Here is a 19,525-nt window from a genome sequence, read left to right on the forward strand (position 1 = left end):
GTTAATGTCCAACCGTCCGAAGATTACATACACCTTCACCGACGAAGCCCCTGCGCTCGCCACCTACTCGCTCCTCCCGATCGTCAAAGCCTTCGCCGCCTCGGCCGGCATCGACGTCGAAACCCGCGACATCTCTCTCGCGGGACGAATCCTGGCCTCCTTCGCTGACAAGCTTTCAGCCGACAAGCGCATCGAAGACGATCTGGCCTACCTGGCAGTCCTGGCCACTTCGCCGGACGCCAACATCGTAAAACTTCCGAACATCAGCGCCTCGGTGCCGCAGCTCAAAGGCGCGATCGCCGAACTGCAGGCGCTGGGCTACACCATCCCGGACTTCCCGGAAGATCCGCAGACCGACGACGAAAAAGACACACGCGCCCGCTATGCCAAAGTCCTGGGCAGCGCCGTGAACCCGGTCCTGCGCGAAGGCAACTCCGACCGCCGCGCTCCCGCCGCCGTCAAGGCATACGCCCGGAAGCACCCGCACTCCATGGGCAAATGGAGCATGGCCTCCCGCTCCCACGCCGACTACATGCGTGGCGGCGACTTCTTCTCCAGCGAGCAGTCCATCACCATGGCCAAGGCCGGTGACGTACGCATCGAATTCGTCGGCAAAGACGGCAAGGTCGAAGTCAAGAAGCAGCTCTCCCTGCAGGACGGCGAAGTCCTCGACAGCATGTTCATGAGCTGCAAGAAACTGCGCACCTTCTTCGAGCAGACCCTGCAGGACTGCAAGGAAAGCGGAGTAATGTGGTCCCTGCACGTCAAGGCGACCATGATGAAGGTCTCCCACCCGATCGTGTTCGGCCACGCAGTCAGCGTTTACTACAAGGACGTGTTCGACAAGTACGGCGAGCTGTTCAAGGAACTGGGCGTCAACCCGAACAACGGCATCAGCAGTGTCTACGACAAGATCAAGGCGCTGCCGGCTTCCCAGCAGGAAGAGATCCTCCACGACATCCACGAGGTGTACAGCCACCGCCCGGAAATGGCGATGGTCGACTCCGTGAAGGGCATCACCAACCTGCACATCCCGAGCGACGTGATCGTCGACGCCTCCATGCCTGCGATGATCCGCAACTCCGGCCAGATGTGGGGCAAGGATGGCAAGCAGAAGGACACCAAGGCGGTGATGCCGGAGAGCACTTACGCTCGCATCTACCAGGAAATGATCAACTTCTGCAAAACCAATGGCGCCTTCGACCCGACCACCATGGGCACCGTGCCCAACGTCGGCCTGATGGCCCAGAAAGCTGAAGAGTACGGCTCCCACGACAAGACCTTCGAGATGACCGCCGACGGCACCATGCGCGTCGTGACCGCCGAAGGTACCGTGCTGATGCAGCACGAAGTGGAAGCTGGCGACATCTGGCGCGCCTGCCAGACCAAGGACGCCCCGATCCGTGACTGGGTCAAGCTCGCCGTGACCCGCGCCCGCCAGTCCAGCACCCCGGCAATCTTCTGGCTGGACCCGGAGCGCGCCCACGACCGTGAACTGCGCAAGAAGGTCGAACTGTATCTGCAGGACCACGACCTGACCGGCCTGGACATCAGCATCAAGGGCTACAACGAAGCCATCCGTACCAGCATGGAGCGCCAATTGCGCGGCCAGGACACCATCTCGGTGACAGGCAACGTGCTGCGTGACTACCTGACCGACCTGTTCCCGATCATGGAACTGGGCACCTCGGCCAAGATGCTGTCCATCGTTCCGCTGATGGCGGGCGGCGGCATGTACGAGACCGGTGCCGGCGGTTCGGCTCCGAAGCACGTGCAGCAGCTGGTGGAAGAGAACTACCTGCGCTGGGATTCCCTGGGCGAGTTCCTGGCCCTGGCCGTCTCCCTGGAAGAAACCGGGATCAAGACCGGCAACGCCAAGGCCAAGCTCCTCGGCAAGGCACTGGACGAAGCCACAGGCAAGCTGCTGGACAACAACAAGTCGCCGTCGCGCAAGGTTGGCGAGATCGACAACCGCGGCAGCCACTTCTACCTGGCAATGTACTGGGCCCAAGCCCTGGCCGCCCAGGAGGAAGATGCCGAGCTGAAAGCCCACTTCGCACCGCTGGCGAAAGCCCTGACCGAGCAGGAAGCGACCATCGTCGCCGAACTGAATGGCGCCCAGGGCAAGGCCGTGGAAATCGGCGGCTACTACCGCTCGAACCCAGAGCTGACCAGCCAGGTCATGCGCCCCAGCAGCACCTTCAACGCTGCGATCGACGGTCTGCTGGCCTAATCGCCACCGCAGGACGAAGGAGACCCCGGGCCAAGCCCGGGGTTTCTTTTTTTCACGCCCGACGCCCTATCATGTCGCCCTTTTATCCGGAGCCATTCCGATGACCTGGCAACCCCATATCACCGTCGCAACCGTGGTCGAAGACCAGGGCCGCTTCCTGCTGGTAGAGGAACTGGCCGAAGGGCGCGCCGTGTTCAATCAACCCGCCGGCCATCTGGAGGCCGACGAGACCCTCCTGGAGGCAGCCATGCGAGAGACCTTCGAGGAAACCGGCTGGGAGGTCGAGCTGACTGCCGTAACCGGCATCTATCTCTACACCGCACCCAGCAACGGCGTGACCTACCAGCGCGTCTGCTTCGCCGCCAGGCCACTGCGCCACCACCCGGACCAATCACTGGACGACGGCATCATCGGCCCGCGCTGGTTGACCCGCGAACAACTCCTGGCCGAGAAGGATCGCTGGCGCAGCCATCTGGTCTTGCGCTGCATCGACGACTACCTGGCCGGCGAACGCTTCCCACTGAGCCTTATCCGCGCCGCCTGAACATTCCAGCCTAAAGAACCTGCTTACGATCTAATGAGCTAAAGCCTGCTTTCAACGCAGCAGGGCCTTTGCCCCGCTGATCGCGAACCGGTTCTGTTAGAATTCCGCTTTTGCTTACACAACCAGTGCAGATTCCCATGCGTGATCCAGCCAATACCCGCGTCATAGTCGGCATGTCCGGCGGCGTCGACTCCTCAGTTTCCGCCCTCCTCCTGCTTGAACAGGGCTATCAGGTCGAAGGCCTGTTCATGAAGAACTGGGACGAAGACGACGGCACCGAGTACTGCACCGCCAAGGTAGACCTGGCCGATGCCCAGGCCGTCTGTGACCGCATCGGCATCAAGCTGCATACCGCGAACTTCGCCGCCGAATACTGGGACAACGTGTTCGAGCACTTCCTGGCCGAGTACAAGGCCGGCCGTACGCCCAACCCGGACATCCTCTGCAACCGCGAGATCAAGTTCAAAGCGTTCCTCGATTACGCCCTTTCGCTGGGCGCCGACCTGATCGCCACCGGCCACTACGTACGCCGTCGCGACATCGACGGACGCACCGAACTGCTCAAGGGCCTGGACCCAAACAAGGACCAGAGCTACTTCCTCCACGCAGTTGGCGGCGAACAGATTGCCCGCACCCTGTTCCCGGTAGGCGAACTGGAAAAACCCGAAGTGCGCGCCATCGCCGAAAAATACGGCCTGGCCACCGCTCGCAAGAAGGACTCCACCGGGATCTGCTTCATTGGCGAGCGCCGCTTCACCGATTTCCTCAAGCAGTACCTGCCGGCACAACCCGGCGACATCGAAACCACCGACGGCGACGTCATCGGTCGCCACCACGGCCTGATGTACCACACCATCGGCCAACGCCAGGGCCTGGGCATCGGCGGCATGAAGGACGCTAGCGATGATCCCTGGTACGTCCTGGCAAAAGACCTGTCGCGTAACGTACTGATCGTCGGCCAGGGCAACGAAAACCCCTGGCTCTACTCGCGCTCGCTGAAAGTCTCGGAGATCTATTGGGTGAACCCAATCGACCTCAGCCAGCCCCGGCAACTCAAGGCCAAGGTGCGCTATCGCCAGAGCGACCAGCCCTGCACCCTGGAAAAAACCGCCGACGGCTACATTGCGGTGTTCGACGACGCCCAGCGAGCAGTCACCCCAGGACAATCGGTGGTCTTCTACGACGGCGAAATCTGCCTAGGTGGCGGCGTGATCGAAAGCGCCGAACCTTCGGATGCCGCGGTGATACGTCCATGAACCAGACCCGAGAACAACTGGTTGCACTCGGCGCCGTCTTCGAGGCGGCCGCTCTGGTGGACCGCATCGCAAAAACCGGCCAGATCAGCGAGCCGCCACTCGGCTGCATGCTCGGCAGCCTGCTTGTCCGCGACCCGAAGGACACGCTGGACGTATACGGCGGTGACGACATCAACCTGCGCGACGGCTACAAGGCCCTGGCCAGCGCCCTCGAGCGGGAGCCCTCGAGTCTGCAGCGAGAACCCCTGCGCTATGCCCTGGCTCTGCTGACCCTGGAGCGCCAGCTTGCCAAGCGCGGCGACATGCTGGAAGTCATCGGCAATCGCCTGGACCAGATCCAGCAGCAGGTACAGCACTTCGGCCTCGTGCATGACAACGTCATCGCCGCCTGCGCCAGCCTCTACCAGGACACGCTGAGCACTTTCCGCCAGCGCATCCAGGTACACGGCGACATGCGCCACCTGCAGCAGTCCAGCAACGCCGCGAAGATTCGCGCCCTCCTCCTCACAGGCATCCGCGCTGCCCGTCTCTGGCGCCAGCTCGGCGGCAACCGCTGGCAGCTGTTGTTCAGCCGCCGCAAGTTGCTCAACGAGCTTTACCCACTCCTGCGCGGCTGACTCGTCTGCGCCATGTGTCGTCGACCGTGGCGCTTGAGCAGCGAGCAGAGAGAAAACCATGTATGATGTGCGCCCCTTTTCGTTGACCGATTGTCCGAGAACGCACTCATGCAGCTTTCCTCGCTCACCGCGGTTTCCCCCGTAGACGGCCGCTACGCCGGCAAAACCAGCGCACTGCGCCCAATCTTCAGCGAATACGGCCTGATCCGTTTCCGCGTCCAGGTAGAGGTCCGCTGGCTGCAGCGACTCGCCGCCCACGCCGGGATTCCGGAAGTCGCGCCCTTCTCCGCTGAAGCCAACGCTCTGCTCGACAAACTGGCCGAAGACTTCCAGCTGGAGCACGCCGAGCGCATCAAGGAAATCGAGCGCACCACCAACCACGATGTGAAAGCCGTGGAATATCTGCTGAAGGAGCAGGCTGCCAAGCTGCCCGAACTGGCCAAGGTAAGCGAATTCATCCACTTCGCCTGCACCAGTGAGGACATCAACAACCTGTCCCACGCCCTGATGCTGCGTGAAGGCCGCGACCAGGTCGTACTGCCGCTGATGCGCCAGCTTGCCAACGCCATCCGTGACCTGGCCGTACGTTTCGCCGATGTACCGATGCTCTCCCGCACCCACGGCCAACCGGCCTCGCCGACCACCCTCGGCAAGGAAATGGCCAACGTCGTGTACCGCCTGGAGCGCCAGATCGCCCAGGTAGCCGCAGTACCGCTGCTGGGCAAGATCAACGGTGCGGTGGGCAACTACAACGCCCACCTGTCCGCCTACCCGGACGTCGACTGGGAAGCCAACGCCCGGGAATTCATCGAAGGCGACTTGGGACTGACCTTCAACCCCTACACCACCCAGATCGAGCCGCACGACTACATCGCCGAGTTGTTCGACGCTGTCGCGCGCTTCAACACCATCCTCATCGACTTCGACCGCGACGTCTGGGGTTACATCTCTCTCGGCTACTTCAAGCAGAAGACCATTGCCGGCGAGATTGGCTCTTCGACCATGCCGCACAAGGTCAACCCGATCGACTTCGAAAACTCCGAAGGCAATCTGGGTATCGCCAATGCGCTGCTCCAGCACCTGGCCAGCAAGCTGCCCATCTCCCGCTGGCAGCGTGACCTGACCGACTCCACCGTACTGCGTAACCTCGGTGTCGGTTTCGCTCACAGCGTCATTGCATACGAAGCAACCCTCAAGGGAATCAGTAAGTTGGAGCTTAATGCTCAACGTATTGCTGAAGATCTGGACGCCTGCTGGGAAGTCCTCGCCGAGCCGATCCAGACTGTGATGCGCCGCTACGCGATCGAGAACCCGTACGAAAAACTCAAGGAACTGACTCGCGGCAAAGGCATTAGCCCCGAAGCGCTGCAGACTTTCATCGACGGCCTGGATATTCCGGCCGAGGCCAAGACCGAACTGCGCAAAATGACTCCCGCCAGCTACATCGGTAACGCCGTAGCCCAGGCCAAGCGCATCTGATCGGTTTAGAACCAGTGCACGCCCGGCTGTGCCGGGCGTTTTTATTTCAAAGGCTTAGACATGAATCCTGATATTCCTCTTCAACTTTTGGGCGGACTTACCGCGCGTGAATTCCTGCGCGATTACTGGCAACAGAAGCCGCTCCTGATCCGTCAGGCGATTCCCGGATTCGAAAGCCCCATTTCCCCTGACGAGCTCGCCGGCCTTTCCCTGGAAGAGGAAGTGGAGTCGCGCCTGGTACTTGAACATGGCGAGCGCCCGTGGGAACTGCGCCGCGGCCCATTCGCCGAAGACACTTATCAGAAACTGCCCGAGCGCGACTGGACCCTGCTGGTCCAAGCCGTCGACCAATTTGTTCCGGAAGTCGCGGAATTGCTGGAACACTTCCGCTTCCTGCCAAGCTGGCGCATCGATGATGTGATGATCAGCTATGCCGCGCCGGGCGGCGGAGTGGGCCCGCACTTCGACAACTACGATGTGTTCCTGCTGCAAGGCCATGGCCGCCGCAACTGGAAGATCGGCCAGATGTGCGATGCCGAGAGCGCCCTACTGCCCCACGCAGACCTGCGCATCCTCGCCGACTTCCAGCAGAGCGAGGAATGGGTTCTGGAACCGGGCGACATGCTTTACCTGCCACCGCGCCTCGCGCATTTCGGCATTGCCGAAGACGACTGCATGACTTACTCCGTGGGCTTCCGCGCTCCCAGCGCCGCCGAAGTGCTGACCCACTTCACTGACTTCCTCGCCCAGTTCATGCCGGACGAAGAGCGCTACAGCGATGCAGGCGCGGCCCCCACGAGCGATCCGCACGAGATCCAGCGCGATGCACTTGATCGCCTCAAATCCCTGCTCAACGAGCACATGAGCGACGAGCGTCTGCTGCTCACCTGGTTCGGCCAGTTCATGACCGAGCCGCGCTACCCGGAACTCGTGGCCGGCGCTGAAGTGGAGGAAGAGGATTTCCTCAGCGCGATCGAAGATGGCGCGGTGCTGATCCGCAACCCCAGTGCGCGCCTGGCCTGGTCCGAAGTCGACGTTGGCCTGGTGCTTTTCGCCAGCGGCCAGAGCCGTCTCCTGCCGGGCAGCCTGCGCGAATTGCTGAAGCTGATTTGCGCCGCTGAAGCATTGCACCTGGAAAATCTCGGCCAATGGCTGGCCGATGACGAGGGGCGTAAGCTTCTTCTCGAACTGGTCAAGCAAGGAAGTCTGGAGTTTGCCGATGAGTGAGATACACGTCCGCGTTGCCGACTGGCAAAAGGACAATGCCGACTTGCGCCGCATCCGTGAGGCCGTATTCATCGCCGAGCAGTCCGTCGCACCGGAACTTGAGTGGGACACCGAAGATGCGGACGCAGTGCACTTTCTCGCCTTCGAGCGGGACTATGCTATCGGCACCGCCCGCCTGCTTCCCGATGGCCACATCGGCCGTGTTTCGGTGCTCAAGGATTGGCGCGGGCTGAAGGTTGGCGACCGCCTGCTGCAGGCGGCCATCGCCGAAGCCGAACGACGTGGCCTGAAGCGCCAGATGCTTTCCGCCCAGGTCCACGCCACCGCGTTCTATGAGCGCCACGGTTTCAAGATCGTCAGCAGCGAGTTCCTCGAAGCAGGCATCCCCCACGTGGACATGGTGCGCGAAAGCCAATAGAGGCCAAGATGAACGAAGACGCCCCGGAAAGCACTGAGAACGAAGTCGAACTGCCGGCCATTGAGTTCCAGTCGCCGGGGCGCTTCAGCGTTCACAACCCTTCTCCGCTGCAGGCTGAAGCGCCCGAATGGGAACCCGCCCCTTTCAGTCTCGGCACCCACGATCGCCTCGAACGCTTCAGCAATCCAGACGAGGCCCGCGCACACGCCCTAGCACTGATGCAACAGGCACGCCGCCGGCTCTGCCTATACAGCCCGGACCTCGAGCCCTGGCTTTACCACAACAGTGCCATCCAGCAGGCCTGCACCCGCCTGCTGGTCAGCGATCCGAAATGCCAGGTGCGCATTCTCGTGCGCGACTTGAGCCGCGCGGTGAAAGAGGGCCATCGCCTGCTCAGTCTCAGCCGGCGCATTTCCAGCAATTTCCAGATTCGCCGGATCAACCCCGACCACCCTTCAGAGGACCTGGCGTACCTGATAGCAGATGATCGCGGACTCCTCGTACGCCCTGAGCCCGAGCAGTATGCCGGCTACACCCTCTACAACGACCCCGGAAGGACCCGGCTGCAGCAGACCCGCTTCGACCAGGCCTGGGACCTGAGCATTACCGATCCCGATTTGCGGAGCTTCCTGATATGACGTCACGCGCGTTGCTTGCTGCCCTCTTGCTGCTCATGTGCCTGCCCCTGCAGGCAGCGACGGAACTCATCCAGTTGCGCTATCGCACGGCGGACGAGCTCCTTCCGATGGTGCAGTCGGTATTGGGCAACGAAGGCCGCGTCAGCGCTTATGGCAACCAACTCATAGTCAACGCTGAGCCGGCCAAGATCAGCGAACTGCGCAACCTCCTCGATCAACTCGACACCCGCCCCCGTCGCCTGCTGATCAGTGTCGACACCAGCGACAGCAACTTCCAGAGCGATCAGGGCTATGCGGTCAATGGTTCTGCCAGTGTTGGCGGCGTCGACGTGCAGGCTGGTCGTGGCGAAGTCCATGGGCGTGACCAGGTGCGCATCATTCGCCGCAGTACCGACAGCCGTGGCGGTGGCGTGCAACAAGTGCAGACCACCGAGGGCTACCCAGCGCTGATCCAGGTCGGCCAGAGCGTCCCCATCACCACCACCAGCAGCGGACCTTACGGTGAGGTCTACAGCAACACGGAATACCGCAACGTGACCCGCGGCTTTTACGTCACCGCCACCCTCACTGGTGAGCTGGTGCACGTCAGCATCAGCAGCAATCGCGACCGTCTGAACAACAGTCAGCCAGGTGCGATCGACGTGCAAAGCACAGACACCAAGGTCAGCGGTCGCCTCGGCGAGTGGATCACCATCGGCGCCGTGAACGAAGACAGCCAGTCTGACCAAAGCGGCTTCCTGCGCCGCCGCACCACCCAGGGCCGCGAAGACATGACCCTGCGACTCAAGGTCGACGCGGTCGACTGATCGCGCACTTTCAGACCGACCAGTCTCCACCTAAAGTATTATGTAGTAGTCGAAAAAAAACACTACAAAACGTTTGACGAACGACTGTTTGAAAGAGCATGATGGCCTCGCTCCCGCTAGCCAGGGGCCCTGAACAGGGCCTCCGGGTCGCGCTCCCAGCCAACCAGCCGAGCCGATCCGTGTTGTAACAGCCCATAAGGCAGTGCGACGAGGTTGCGACTGGAACGAGGTTGTCCTGAGGGACGGGGAAGCACCCGCAACAATCGCAAGATCGAAGGCAGTGCCCGGCAAATCGCCCAACGGTTACCACGAACCGGCAAGTGATGGACGAGCGCAAAACCACCCATCGATTTCGCGAGCGTCTGCAGTCAGTCACCCCTCCTCCAGCTACATCACTCTCCAGTCGGTCCTTCGACGCGCTGCGGTGAGCAACCCGCAATAACCTTCAGAACGCAGGTTTTTGAGTGGGAAAGTCGGTGCTCAACCACATACACACTTTGAAGGATTGACCATGTCCGCTTATCAAAACGACATCAAGGCCATTGCCGCTCTGAAAGAAGCGAACGGTAACAGCTGGAGCGCTATCAACCCCGAGTCGGTTGCCCGTATGCGCGCCCAGAACCGCTTCAAGACCGGTCTGGATATCGCCAAGTACACCGCGGCCATCATGCGCAAGGACATGGCCGAGTACGACGCCGACGCCTCCGTCTACACCCAGTCCCTGGGCTGCTGGCACGGCTTCATCGGTCAGCAGAAGCTGATCTCCATCAAGAAGCACCTGAAAACCACCAACAAGCGCTACCTCTACCTGTCCGGCTGGATGGTTGCCGCGCTGCGTTCCGATTTCGGCCCGCTGCCCGACCAGTCCATGCACGAGAAGACTGCCGTCTCCGGCCTGATCGAAGAGCTCTACACCTTCCTGCGCCAGGCTGACGCCCGTGAGCTGGACCTGCTCTTCACCGCCCTGGACGCTGCCCGCGCCGCTGGCGACAAGGTCAAACAGGACGAGATCCAGGCTCAGATCGACGGCTACGAAACTCACGTAGTGCCGATCATCGCCGACATCGACGCTGGTTTCGGTAACCCGGAAGCCACCTACCTGCTGGCCAAGAAAATGATCGAAGCCGGTGCCTGCTGCATCCAGATCGAGAACCAGGTTTCCGACGAGAAGCAGTGCGGCCACCAGGACGGCAAAGTGACCGTTCCGCACGAAGACTTCCTCGCCAAGATCAACGCTGTTCGCTACGCCTTCCTCGAGCTGGGCGTTGACGACGGTGTGATCGTAGCCCGTACCGACTCGCTGGGTGCCGGCCTGACCAAGCAGATCGCCGTGACCAAGCAACCGGGCGACCTGGGCGACCAGTACAACTCCTTCCTGGACTGCGACGAAATCAACGCATCCGACCTGCAGAACGGCGACGTGGTCATCAACCGCGGCGGCAAGCTGCTGCGTCCGAAGCGCCTGCCGAGCAACCTGTTCCAGTTCCGCAAAGGCACCGGCGAAGACCGCTGTGTCCTGGACTGCATCACCTCGCTGCAGAACGGCGCCGACCTGCTGTGGATCGAAACCGAGAAGCCCCACGTTGGCCAGATCAAAGGCATGGTTGACCGCATCCGCCAGGTCATCCCGAACGCCAAGCTGGTTTACAACAACAGCCCGTCCTTCAACTGGACCCTGAACTTCCGTCAGCAAGTGTTCGATGCATTCGTTGCTGAAGGCAAAGATGTTTCCGCCTACGACCGCGCCAAGCTGATGAGCGTCGAATACGACGAAACCGAGCTGGCCCAGGTTGCAGACGAGAAGATCCGTACCTTCCAGCGTGATGGTTCGGCCCACGCCGGCATCTTCCACCACCTGATCACCCTGCCGACCTACCACACTGCGGCCCTGTCCACCGACAACCTGGCCAAAGGCTACTTCGCCGACCAGGGCATGCTGGCCTACGTGAAGGGTGTTCAGCGTCAGGAACTGCGTCAGGGTATCGCCTGCGTCAAGCACCAGAACATGGCTGGCTCCGACATCGGCGACAACCACAAAGAGTACTTCGCCGGCGAAGCAGCTCTGAAAGCGAGCGGTAAAGACAACACCATGAACCAGTTCCACTAAGAGGAACTGCCACCGGTCGACCACGCATCGACCGGACATGGCAAGTCAGAAACCCCGGTGCATGCACCGGGGTTTTTCTTTGGCGCAACGAAACGATATGAACTTCAGCCGGACGGGCCAGCCCAAAATTAGGCTGAAGACTTAGAAGTTGCCTCCCTGGCGCACCCACTTAGAATTGGTCAAAACAATCCCTTGGAGACCTGGCCGTGCCGAGAGTCCTGCTCCTGATTCTGCTACTGATCTCCCCCGCTCTACGCGCAGGCGACCTGGAGACACTGATCTCCCAGCCATCGCTGGACGAAATCCTCGACGAATTGAAAAGCAGCCAGCACCCACACTTCGCCGTAGTCGACTACGGCCGCTCCTCCACGCTGCCTCGCTTCTACCTCTTCGACAGCCATAGCCACGCACTGCTCGGGAGTTTCCGCGTCGCCCACGGCAAGGGCTCGGACCCGGACCATGACGGCAAGGCCGACCACTTCTCCAACGACTCCGGTAGCCGCGCTACCTCCCTCGGCCTGTTCCGCACAGCCCAGGTGTTCGACAGCGAAGAACCGGGCCACGGACGCTCGATGCGCCTGGCGGGCCTTTCGCCAAGTAACAGCAACGCTGAAGAACGCGCCATTGTCATCCACGCCAACGCTTACATGGAGGAAGACTTCATTCGCCAACACGGCGTGCCGGGGCGGAGCTATGGTTGCCTGGTGCTGTCCAGCGCCGATCGCGACCGGGTAATCAAGCAACTTGAAGGCGGCGCGCTGATCTTCGCAATCCGGCAAGACGACCAAGCCCTGGTACGCAACTGAAAACGTGCGCCAAATCCCGCGCAACAGTATCTCCATCCCGCTGTAACCGTTCCGTCGCTTTCGACAATTAGCGTCAGGTCTCCGTCGATTTGCCTGTTTGGAGACTCGCCTTGAACGATTACAACGACAACGCCGTGCTCTTTGGTAACGGCGATGAGCCGCCCAGCAACACCACCAACAATCCCCACATCAACGATCTGATCGGGAGCCTCAATCGTCGCCAGGTACTGATCGGTGGCGCCACCATGAGCGCCCTGGCCTTCCTCGGCGCAGCCGTTCCAGGCGATGCGACGGCCGCCGAGCCCCAAACCAGCGATTTTCCTTTCAAGCCGCGCTCTCGCCTGCCATTCGAGGCCATCCCCACCGGCCGCGCCGATACCATCAGCGTGCCGCCGGGCTACAAAGCCACTGCGTTCATTCCATGGGGAACCCCAATCACCGGCCGCTATCCGGCCTTTGCCGAGGATGCCAGCAACAGCGCCCAGGACCAGGCCGAACAGGTCGGCATGCACCATGACGGCATGCACTTTTTCCCAATAGACGCCCGCCGCGGGCCAGGCATGCGCTCCGACCACGGCCTGCTGGTGCTCAATCACGAGTACATAGACGCCCCGCTGCTGCATCCCAACGGCCCGACCGTCGTCGACGGCAAGCGCACCATCGCCGACGAAGTACGCAAGGAGATCAATGCCCACGGAGTTTCGGTAGTGGAAATCCGTCGCAATGTACGTGGCGAATGGGAAGTGGTGCCGAGCCGTCGAAACCGCCGCATAACTGCCGCGACACCGATGCAAATCAGCGGCCCGGCACGCGGCCACAATCTACTGAAAACCCGCTACAGCCCCCAAGGCACCGCCACTCGGGGCACCCAGAACAACTGCTCCAACGGCTTTACGCCCTGGGGCACCTATCTGACCTGCGAAGAGAACTGGGCCGGCTACTTTGCCACTCGCGACACCGACCTGCCGCGCGAGCTAAAACGCTACGGCCTGCGCAGCAGCAGCCGCTTTGGCTGGGAAACCCTCGCGGGTGACGAGTTCGAGCGCTTCGATGCCACTCGCAAGACAGCCGACGCAAAAGACGACTATCGCAACGAGCCGAACCATTTCGGCTGGATAGTCGAGATCGATCCCTTCGACCCCGACTCCACCCCGGTCAAGCACACCGCACTGGGCCGTTTCGCCCATGAAGGCCTTATCTTCGCCCCGGTGAAGCCCGGACGCCCGGTAGTCTGCTATTCCGGCGACGACTCGCAGAACGAGTACATCTACAAGTACGTCAGCCGCGACAAATACCGCCCTGGCCAGGCCAACGGCCGCCTGCTCGACGATGGCACGCTCTATGTCGCCCGCTTCAATGCCGACGGCAGCGGCGACTGGCTGCCACTCGATATCAATGATCGCAACTTCCTCAAGGCGTGCCTGGCAGCGGGTGTCACCTTTGCCGACCAGGGCGAGGTGCTGATCAATACCCGTCAGGCCGCTGACGCTGTCGGCGCCACCCGCATGGACCGTCCTGAATGGGGTGCAGTCAACCCGGACAATGGCGAGGTCTATTTCACCCTCACCAACAACACGGCCCGTACCACGGCCGATGCCGCCAACCCGCGTCCGGCCAACGCCTTTGGTCACATCATCCGCTGGCGCGAAAACAGCCGCGACCACGCCGGGAGCCGTTTCGACTGGAACATCTTCCTACTCGCTGGCCCCGAGACAGACAGTCGCGGACCCAATGGCAAGCCGCTGGGCGCGCAGAACATCCTTGCCAGCCCGGACGGACTCTGGTTCGACGACGAGGGGCGGCTCTGGATCCAGACCGATATGAGTGGCAGCCAACTCAGCGCCGGCCCCTTCGGCAACAACCAAATGCTGGTGGCCGACCCTCGCAGCGGTGAGCTCAAGCGTTTCCTGGTTGGCCCCCTGGGTGCCGAGGTGACCGGCATAAGCGCAACGCCCGACTTCCGCACACTGTTCGTCAACATCCAGCACCCCGGCGAAGGGTCAACCGCCACCAACCTGCTCAGCACCTGGCCAGACGGCCCGGGCAAGCGGCCACGCTCCTCCACCGTGATCATTACCCGCGAAGACGGACGTCGACTGCTCTGAATCCCCTCAAGGATTTCGGCCGGCTCACCAGGGCCGGCCTCTTTTTCCTCTTTCGCAATTCGGCCTGAACAAAAATAAATGGAATTGTCGCAATTATGAAAACGGCTCGAAGAGCAACTTAGGAATGTTCTGCGCATATTTTCCGCGGTAATTTCCAAGTTCTACCGAGCAACTCACGTGTAGTGACTAATTAACCACCAATCAAATGCTAATGACTATCATTTGCTACTTTTCAGGGTCCTCACTGCGACATAAGGCCGCAATCCGACCATAGCCTAAGAAAACGCTGGAACACCGATGGTTGCTAGCTTGCAAAGGATCGACAGGTCGAAAATCCGGCTGCGCGGGCAATTTTTTGGCCTGAAAAATTTACTTGCACACCCGGTCGGGCATAAAATTGTCCGAATCGATTGCCGGGGTCTCAATGAGGCCCGGCATTAAACCTTTTAAACGCAAGTGAACGCCGTTCCTTGACTAAGGAGTTCCGGCATGTCGGAAGCTACTGCCATCATCTCCCACAACTGGGGTTTCGCTGTTTTCCTGTTGGGTGTCGTCGGCCTCTGCGCCTTCATGATCGGCGTCTCCAGCCTGCTCGGCAGCAAGGCCATCGGTCGTAGCAAGAACGACCCCTTCGAATCCGGCATGCTTCCCACCGGCACTGCCCGCCTCCGCCTCTCCGCAAAGTTCTATCTGGTCGCGATGCTTTTCGTGATCTTCGACGTCGAAGCCCTCTTTCTCTTCGCTTGGTCCGTTTCCGTCCGTGAAAGCGGTTGGGCCGGGTTTATCGAAGCAACCATTTTCATAGCAATTCTGTTGGCAGGTCTTGTCTACCTTTGGCGCATCGGGGCGCTCGATTGGGCTCCCGAAGGTCGTCGCAAGCGGCAGGCGAAGCTAAAACAATGAGGCTTTGGCAATGCAATACAAACTTACTCGGATCGATCCGGATGCCACTTACGAGCAGTATCCGATCGGCGAACGGGAGACCGTTTCCGACCCGCTGCTAGAAGATCAGGTGCACAAGAACATCTTCCTGGGCAAGCTCGAGGATGTTCTCAACGGAGCAGTCAACTGGGGTCGCAAGAACTCCCTGTGGCCGTATAACTTCGGCCTCTCCTGCTGCTACGTGGAGATGACCACTGCCTTCACCGCGCCGCACGACATCGCGCGATTCGGTGCAGAGGTCATTCGTGCATCACCGCGCCAGGCGGACTTCATGGTCATCGCCGGCACCTGCTTCATCAAGATGGCACCGGTCATCCAGCGCCTCTATGAGCAGATGCTGGAGCCCAAGTGGGTGATCTCCATGGGTTCGTGCGCGAACTCCGGCGGTATGTACGATATTTACTCGGTCGTTCAGGGCGTGGACAAGTTCCTTCCCGTGGACGTCTACATTCCCGGCTGCCCGCCCCGCCCAGAGGCATTCCTGCAAGGCCTGATGCTGCTGCAGGAATCCATCGGCCAGGAGCGCCGCCCACTATCCTGGGTCGTGGGGGACCAAGGCGTGTACCGCGCCGACATGCCCTCCGAGCGAGAAAAGCGCCGCGAACAGCGTATTCAGGTCACCAACCTGCGCAGCCCCGACGAAGTCTGAGCCTGCTCTTCTCCGGAAGACCCCAGGCTCATTCTTTACGTTGACCGATAGCGACCGAGACCATGACTGCAGACACCGTTCTGTCTATTCCGCCTTATAAGGCTGACGACCAAGACGTCGTCGTAGAGCTCAATTCCCGCTTTGGCGCCGAAAGCCTGACCATCCAGTCGACCCGAACCGGAATGCCGGTGATCTGGGTCGCCCGCGACAAGCTGATCGACGTCCTCACGTTTCTGCGCAATCTCCCGCGCCCCTACGTCATGCTGTACGACCTGCATGGCGTCGACGAGCGCCTGCGTACCCAGCGCCGCGGCTTGCCGAATGCCGACTTCACGGTGTTCTACCACCTGATGTCGCTGGAGCGTAATAGTGACGTGATGATCAAAGTCGCCTTGTCCGAGGGCGACCTCAACCTTCCAACCGTCACCGGTATCTGGCCCAACGCCAACTGGTACGAGCGGGAAGTCTGGGACATGTACGGCATCACCTTCGCCGGCCATCCGCACCTGTCGCGGATCATGATGCCCAACACCTGGGAAGGTCACCCGCTGCGCAAGGACTACCCGGCGCGCGCCACCGAATTCGATCCCTTCAGCCTGACCCTGGCCAAGCACCAGCTTGAAGAAGAAGCCGCGCGCTTCCGCCCGGAAGACTGGGGTATGAAGCGCCACGGCGAGAACGAGGACTACATGTTCCTCAACCTCGGCCCGAACCACCCCTCCGCCCACGGTGCCTTCCGCATCATCCTGCAGCTGGATGGCGAAGAAATCGTCGACTGCGTGCCGGAAGTCGGTTACCACCACCGCGGCGCCGAGAAGATGGCCGAGCGCCAGTCCTGGCACAGCTTCATTCCGTACACCGACCGTATCGACTACCTCGGCGGCGTGATGAACAACCTGCCGTACGTGCTTGCGGTCGAGAAGCTCGCCGGCATCAAGGTGCCGCAGCGCGTCGACTTCATCCGCGTGATGATGGCCGAGTTCTTCCGAATCACCAGCCACCTGCTGTTCCTGGGTACCTATATCCAGGACGTCGGCGCCATGACCCCGGTGTTCTTCACCTTCACCGACCGCCAGCGCGCCTACAAGGTCATCGAAGCCGTCACCGGCTTCCGCCTGCACCCGGCCTGGTACCGCATCGGCGGCGTCGCCCACGACCTGCCCCGCGGCTGGGATGGCCTGGTGAAAGAGTTCGTCGAATGGCTGCCCAAGCGCCTCGACGAGTACGAAAAGGCCGCCCTGCAAAACAGCATCCTGCGTGGCCGTACCATCGGCGTCGCGCAGTACAACACCAAGGAAGCCCTGGAGTGGGGCGTCACCGGTGCTGGCCTGCGCTCCACCGGTTGCGACTTCGACCTGCGCAAGGCACGCCCCTACTCCGGCTACGAGAACTTCGAGTTCGAAGTTCCGCTGGCCCATAACGGCGACGCCTACGATCGCTGCATGGTCCGTGTGGAAGAAATGCGCCAGAGCATCCGCATCATCGACCAGTGCCTCAAGAACATGCCGGAAGGCCCGTACAAGGCGGACCACCCGCTGACCACGCCGCCGCCGAAAGAGCGCACGCTGCAGCACATCGAAACCCTGATCACCCACTTCCTGCAGGTTTCCTGGGGCCCGGTCATGCCGGCCAACGAAGCCTTCCAGATGATCGAGGCGACCAAGGGCATCAATAGCTACTACCTGACCAGCGACGGCAGCACCATGAGCTACCGCACCCGGATCCGGACGCCCAGCTTCCCCCACCTGCAGCAGATTCCCTCGGTGATCCGCGGCAGCATGGTGGCAGACCTGATCGCCTACCTGGGCAGTATCGACTTCGTAATGGCTGACGTGGACCGCTGATCATGAGCACCCTTATCCAGACCGACCGTTTCGTACTCAGCGAAACCGAGCGCTCGGCCATCGAGCACGAAATGCATCACTACGAGGACCCGCGTGCGGCGTCCATCGAAGCCCTCAAGATCGTCCAGAAGGAACGTGGCTGGGTGCCGGACGGCGCCGCTGACGCCATTGGTGCGATCCTCGGCATCCCCGCCAGCGACGTCGAAGGCGTGGCGACCTTCTATAGCCAGATCTTCCGTCAGCCGGTCGGCCGCCACGTCATCCGCGTGTGCGACAGCATGACCTGCTACGTTGGCGGCCACGAGTCCGTCGTTGCCGAAATGCAGAAGCAGCTCGGCATCGGCCTCGGCCAGACCACCACCGACAGTCGGTTCACCCTGCTGCCGGTCTGCTGCCTGGGCAACTGCGACAAGGCTCCGGCCGTGATGATCGACGACGACACCTTCGGCGACGTACAACCTGACGGCGTTGCCATGCTGCTGGAGGCCTACCAATGAAGACCCTCACCTCCATTGGCCCGGCCAACCGAATCGCCCGCAGCGAAGAAACCCATCCGTTGACCTGGCGCCTGCGCGAAGACGCGCAGCCGGTGTGGCTCGACGAATACCAGCAGAAGAACGGCTACGCCGCCGCTCGCAAGGCCCTGACCGATATGGCCCAGGCCGACATCGTGCAGCAGGTAAAGGACTCCGGCCTCAAGGGCCGCGGCGGTGCGGGCTTCCCCACCGGTGTGAAGTGGGGCCTGATGCCGGCCGACGAATCCATGAACATCCGCTACCTGCTGTGCAACGCGGACGAAATGGAGCCCAACACCTGGAAGGACCGCATGCTGATGGAACAGCTGCCGCACCTGCTGGTGGAAGGCATGCTGATCAGCGCCCGCGCCCTCAAGGCCTATCGCGGCTACATCTTCCTGCGGGGTGAGTACGTCGACGCAGCGCGCAACCTCAACCGCGCCATCGATGAAGCCAAGGCCGCCGGCCTGCTGGGCAAGAACATCCTGGGCTCGGGCTTCGATTTCGAACTCTTCGTCCACACCGGCGCCGGCCGTTATATCTGTGGTGAAGAGACTGCCCTGATCAACTCCCTGGAAGGCCGCCGCGCCAACCCGCGCTCCAAGCCGCCCTTCCCTGCCGCCGTCGGCGTCTGGGGCAAGCCCACCTGCGTCAACAACGTCGAGACACTGTGCAACGTGCCGGCGATCGTCGCCAACGGCGTGGACTGGTACAAGACCCTCGCCCGCCCGGGCAGCGAAGACATGGGCACCAAGCTCATGGGCTTCTCCGGCAAGGTGAAGAACCCCGGTCTCTGGGAACTGCCCTTCGGCGTTCCTGCTCGCGAGCTGTTCGAAGACTACGCTGGTGGGATGCGTGATGGCTTCAAGCTGAAAGCCTGGCAGCCCGGCGGTGCCGGCACCGGCTTCCTGCTCCCGGAACACCTGGACGCTCCCATGTACGCCGCCGGCATCGCCAAGGTGGGCACTCGTATGGGTACCGGCCTCGCGCTGGCCGTGGACGACAGCATCAACATGGTCTCCCTGCTCCGCAATATGGAGGAGTTCTTCGCGCGCGAGTCGTGCGGCTGGTGCACACCATGCCGAGACGGCCTGCCCTGGAGCGTAAAGGTCCTCCGTGCCCTTGAACGCGGTGAAGGCCAGGCGGGCGACCTGGAGACACTGGAGCAGCTCGTCAGCTTCCTCGGCCCAGGTAAGACCTTCTGCGCCCACGCACCGGGTGCCGTCGAGCCGCTGGGCAGTGCGATGAAATATTTCCGTCCGGAGTTCGAGGCAGGCATCGCCAGCCAGACTCCGGCAGCGCGCCCGATTCCCGTCGGCGCCTGAGGCAAGAGAATAAG

The 19,525-nt window shown here is 61.7% G+C and carries 17 protein-coding genes; all 17 read left to right on the plus strand.

From position 1 onward, the window contains the following. The first annotated feature begins 4 nt into the window (after positions 1 to 4). The 17 genes from D6Z43_RS07180 to nuoF all read left to right on the plus strand — a co-directional run bounded on the left by D6Z43_RS07180 (position 5) and on the right by nuoF (position 19,511). Positions 5 to 2,233: an NADP-dependent isocitrate dehydrogenase gene (locus D6Z43_RS07180; RefSeq protein WP_120651285.1), complete on the plus strand. Its 2,229-nt coding sequence runs from the start codon at positions 5 to 7 to the stop codon at positions 2,231 to 2,233. Positions 2,234 to 2,333: 100 nt separating this feature from the next. Next, positions 2,334 to 2,777, plus strand: a complete 444-nt coding sequence (locus D6Z43_RS07185; RefSeq protein ID WP_120651286.1) for an NUDIX hydrolase — start codon at positions 2,334 to 2,336, stop codon at positions 2,775 to 2,777. 137 nt (positions 2,778 to 2,914) lie between these two features. Beyond that, a complete protein-coding gene (gene mnmA / locus D6Z43_RS07190) occupies positions 2,915 to 4,033 on the plus strand; it encodes a tRNA 2-thiouridine(34) synthase MnmA (RefSeq protein WP_120651287.1) in 1,119 nt (372 codons plus the stop codon). Then, on the plus strand, positions 4,030 to 4,650 hold the full coding sequence (hflD, locus tag D6Z43_RS07195) for a high frequency lysogenization protein HflD (protein ID WP_120651288.1): 621 nt from the start codon (positions 4,030 to 4,032) through the stop codon (positions 4,648 to 4,650). Before mnmA ends, hflD begins: the two co-directional genes overlap by 4 nt. Positions 4,651 to 4,758: 108 nt before the next feature. Beyond that, positions 4,759 to 6,129, plus strand: a complete 1,371-nt coding sequence (gene purB / locus D6Z43_RS07200; RefSeq protein ID WP_120651289.1) for an adenylosuccinate lyase — start codon at positions 4,759 to 4,761, stop codon at positions 6,127 to 6,129. A 60-nt stretch (positions 6,130 to 6,189) separates the two neighbouring features. Next, positions 6,190 to 7,356, plus strand: a complete 1,167-nt coding sequence (locus D6Z43_RS07205; RefSeq protein WP_120651290.1) for a cupin domain-containing protein — start codon at positions 6,190 to 6,192, stop codon at positions 7,354 to 7,356. Then, on the plus strand, positions 7,349 to 7,774 hold the full coding sequence (locus tag D6Z43_RS07210; RefSeq protein ID WP_028628738.1) for a GNAT family N-acetyltransferase: 426 nt from the start codon (positions 7,349 to 7,351) through the stop codon (positions 7,772 to 7,774). Before D6Z43_RS07205 ends, D6Z43_RS07210 begins: the two co-directional genes overlap by 8 nt. Before the next feature lie 8 nt (positions 7,775 to 7,782). Beyond that, positions 7,783 to 8,412: a histone acetyltransferase HPA2 gene (locus D6Z43_RS07215; RefSeq protein WP_120651291.1), complete on the plus strand. Its 630-nt coding sequence runs from the start codon at positions 7,783 to 7,785 to the stop codon at positions 8,410 to 8,412. Then, a complete protein-coding gene (locus D6Z43_RS07220; RefSeq protein ID WP_120651292.1) occupies positions 8,409 to 9,218 on the plus strand; it encodes a secretin N-terminal domain-containing protein in 810 nt (269 codons plus the stop codon). Before D6Z43_RS07215 ends, D6Z43_RS07220 begins: the two co-directional genes overlap by 4 nt. A 511-nt stretch (positions 9,219 to 9,729) precedes the next feature. Continuing rightward, a complete protein-coding gene (locus D6Z43_RS07225; protein WP_120651293.1) occupies positions 9,730 to 11,325 on the plus strand; it encodes an isocitrate lyase in 1,596 nt (531 codons plus the stop codon). A 206-nt stretch (positions 11,326 to 11,531) separates the two neighbouring features. Further along, on the plus strand, positions 11,532 to 12,131 hold the full coding sequence (locus D6Z43_RS07230) for a murein L,D-transpeptidase catalytic domain-containing protein (RefSeq protein ID WP_120651294.1): 600 nt from the start codon (positions 11,532 to 11,534) through the stop codon (positions 12,129 to 12,131). A gap of 110 nt (positions 12,132 to 12,241) precedes the next feature. Then, positions 12,242 to 14,236, plus strand: a complete 1,995-nt coding sequence (locus D6Z43_RS07235; protein ID WP_120651295.1) for a PhoX family phosphatase — start codon at positions 12,242 to 12,244, stop codon at positions 14,234 to 14,236. A gap of 489 nt (positions 14,237 to 14,725) precedes the next feature. Further along, the gene (locus D6Z43_RS07240) at positions 14,726 to 15,139 is read left to right on the plus strand and encodes an NADH-quinone oxidoreductase subunit A (protein WP_077524433.1); all 414 of its coding nucleotides are present in this window, start codon (positions 14,726 to 14,728) and stop codon (positions 15,137 to 15,139) included. 10 nt (positions 15,140 to 15,149) lie between these two features. Then, positions 15,150 to 15,827 (plus strand): NADH-quinone oxidoreductase subunit B family protein, encoded by a 678-nt coding sequence (locus D6Z43_RS07245; protein ID WP_077524434.1) that lies wholly within the window; start codon positions 15,150 to 15,152, stop codon positions 15,825 to 15,827. A 62-nt stretch (positions 15,828 to 15,889) separates the two neighbouring features. Continuing rightward, complete coding sequence (gene nuoC / locus D6Z43_RS07250) at positions 15,890 to 17,671, plus strand: NADH-quinone oxidoreductase subunit C/D (protein ID WP_120651296.1); 1,782 nt, start codon at positions 15,890 to 15,892, stop codon at positions 17,669 to 17,671. Beyond that, positions 17,668 to 18,168, plus strand: coding sequence for an NADH-quinone oxidoreductase subunit NuoE (nuoE, locus tag D6Z43_RS07255; RefSeq protein ID WP_120651297.1), 501 nt, complete (start codon positions 17,668 to 17,670; stop codon positions 18,166 to 18,168). Before nuoC ends, nuoE begins: the two co-directional genes overlap by 4 nt. Then, a complete protein-coding gene (gene nuoF, locus D6Z43_RS07260; RefSeq protein ID WP_120651298.1) occupies positions 18,165 to 19,511 on the plus strand; it encodes an NADH-quinone oxidoreductase subunit NuoF in 1,347 nt (448 codons plus the stop codon). The genes nuoE and nuoF overlap by 4 nt, the downstream gene beginning before the upstream one ends. The last annotated feature ends 14 nt before the right edge of the window (positions 19,512 to 19,525 follow it).

The organism is Pseudomonas sp. DY-1, assembly GCF_003626975.1.
Classification (GTDB): domain Bacteria; phylum Pseudomonadota; class Gammaproteobacteria; order Pseudomonadales; family Pseudomonadaceae; genus Metapseudomonas.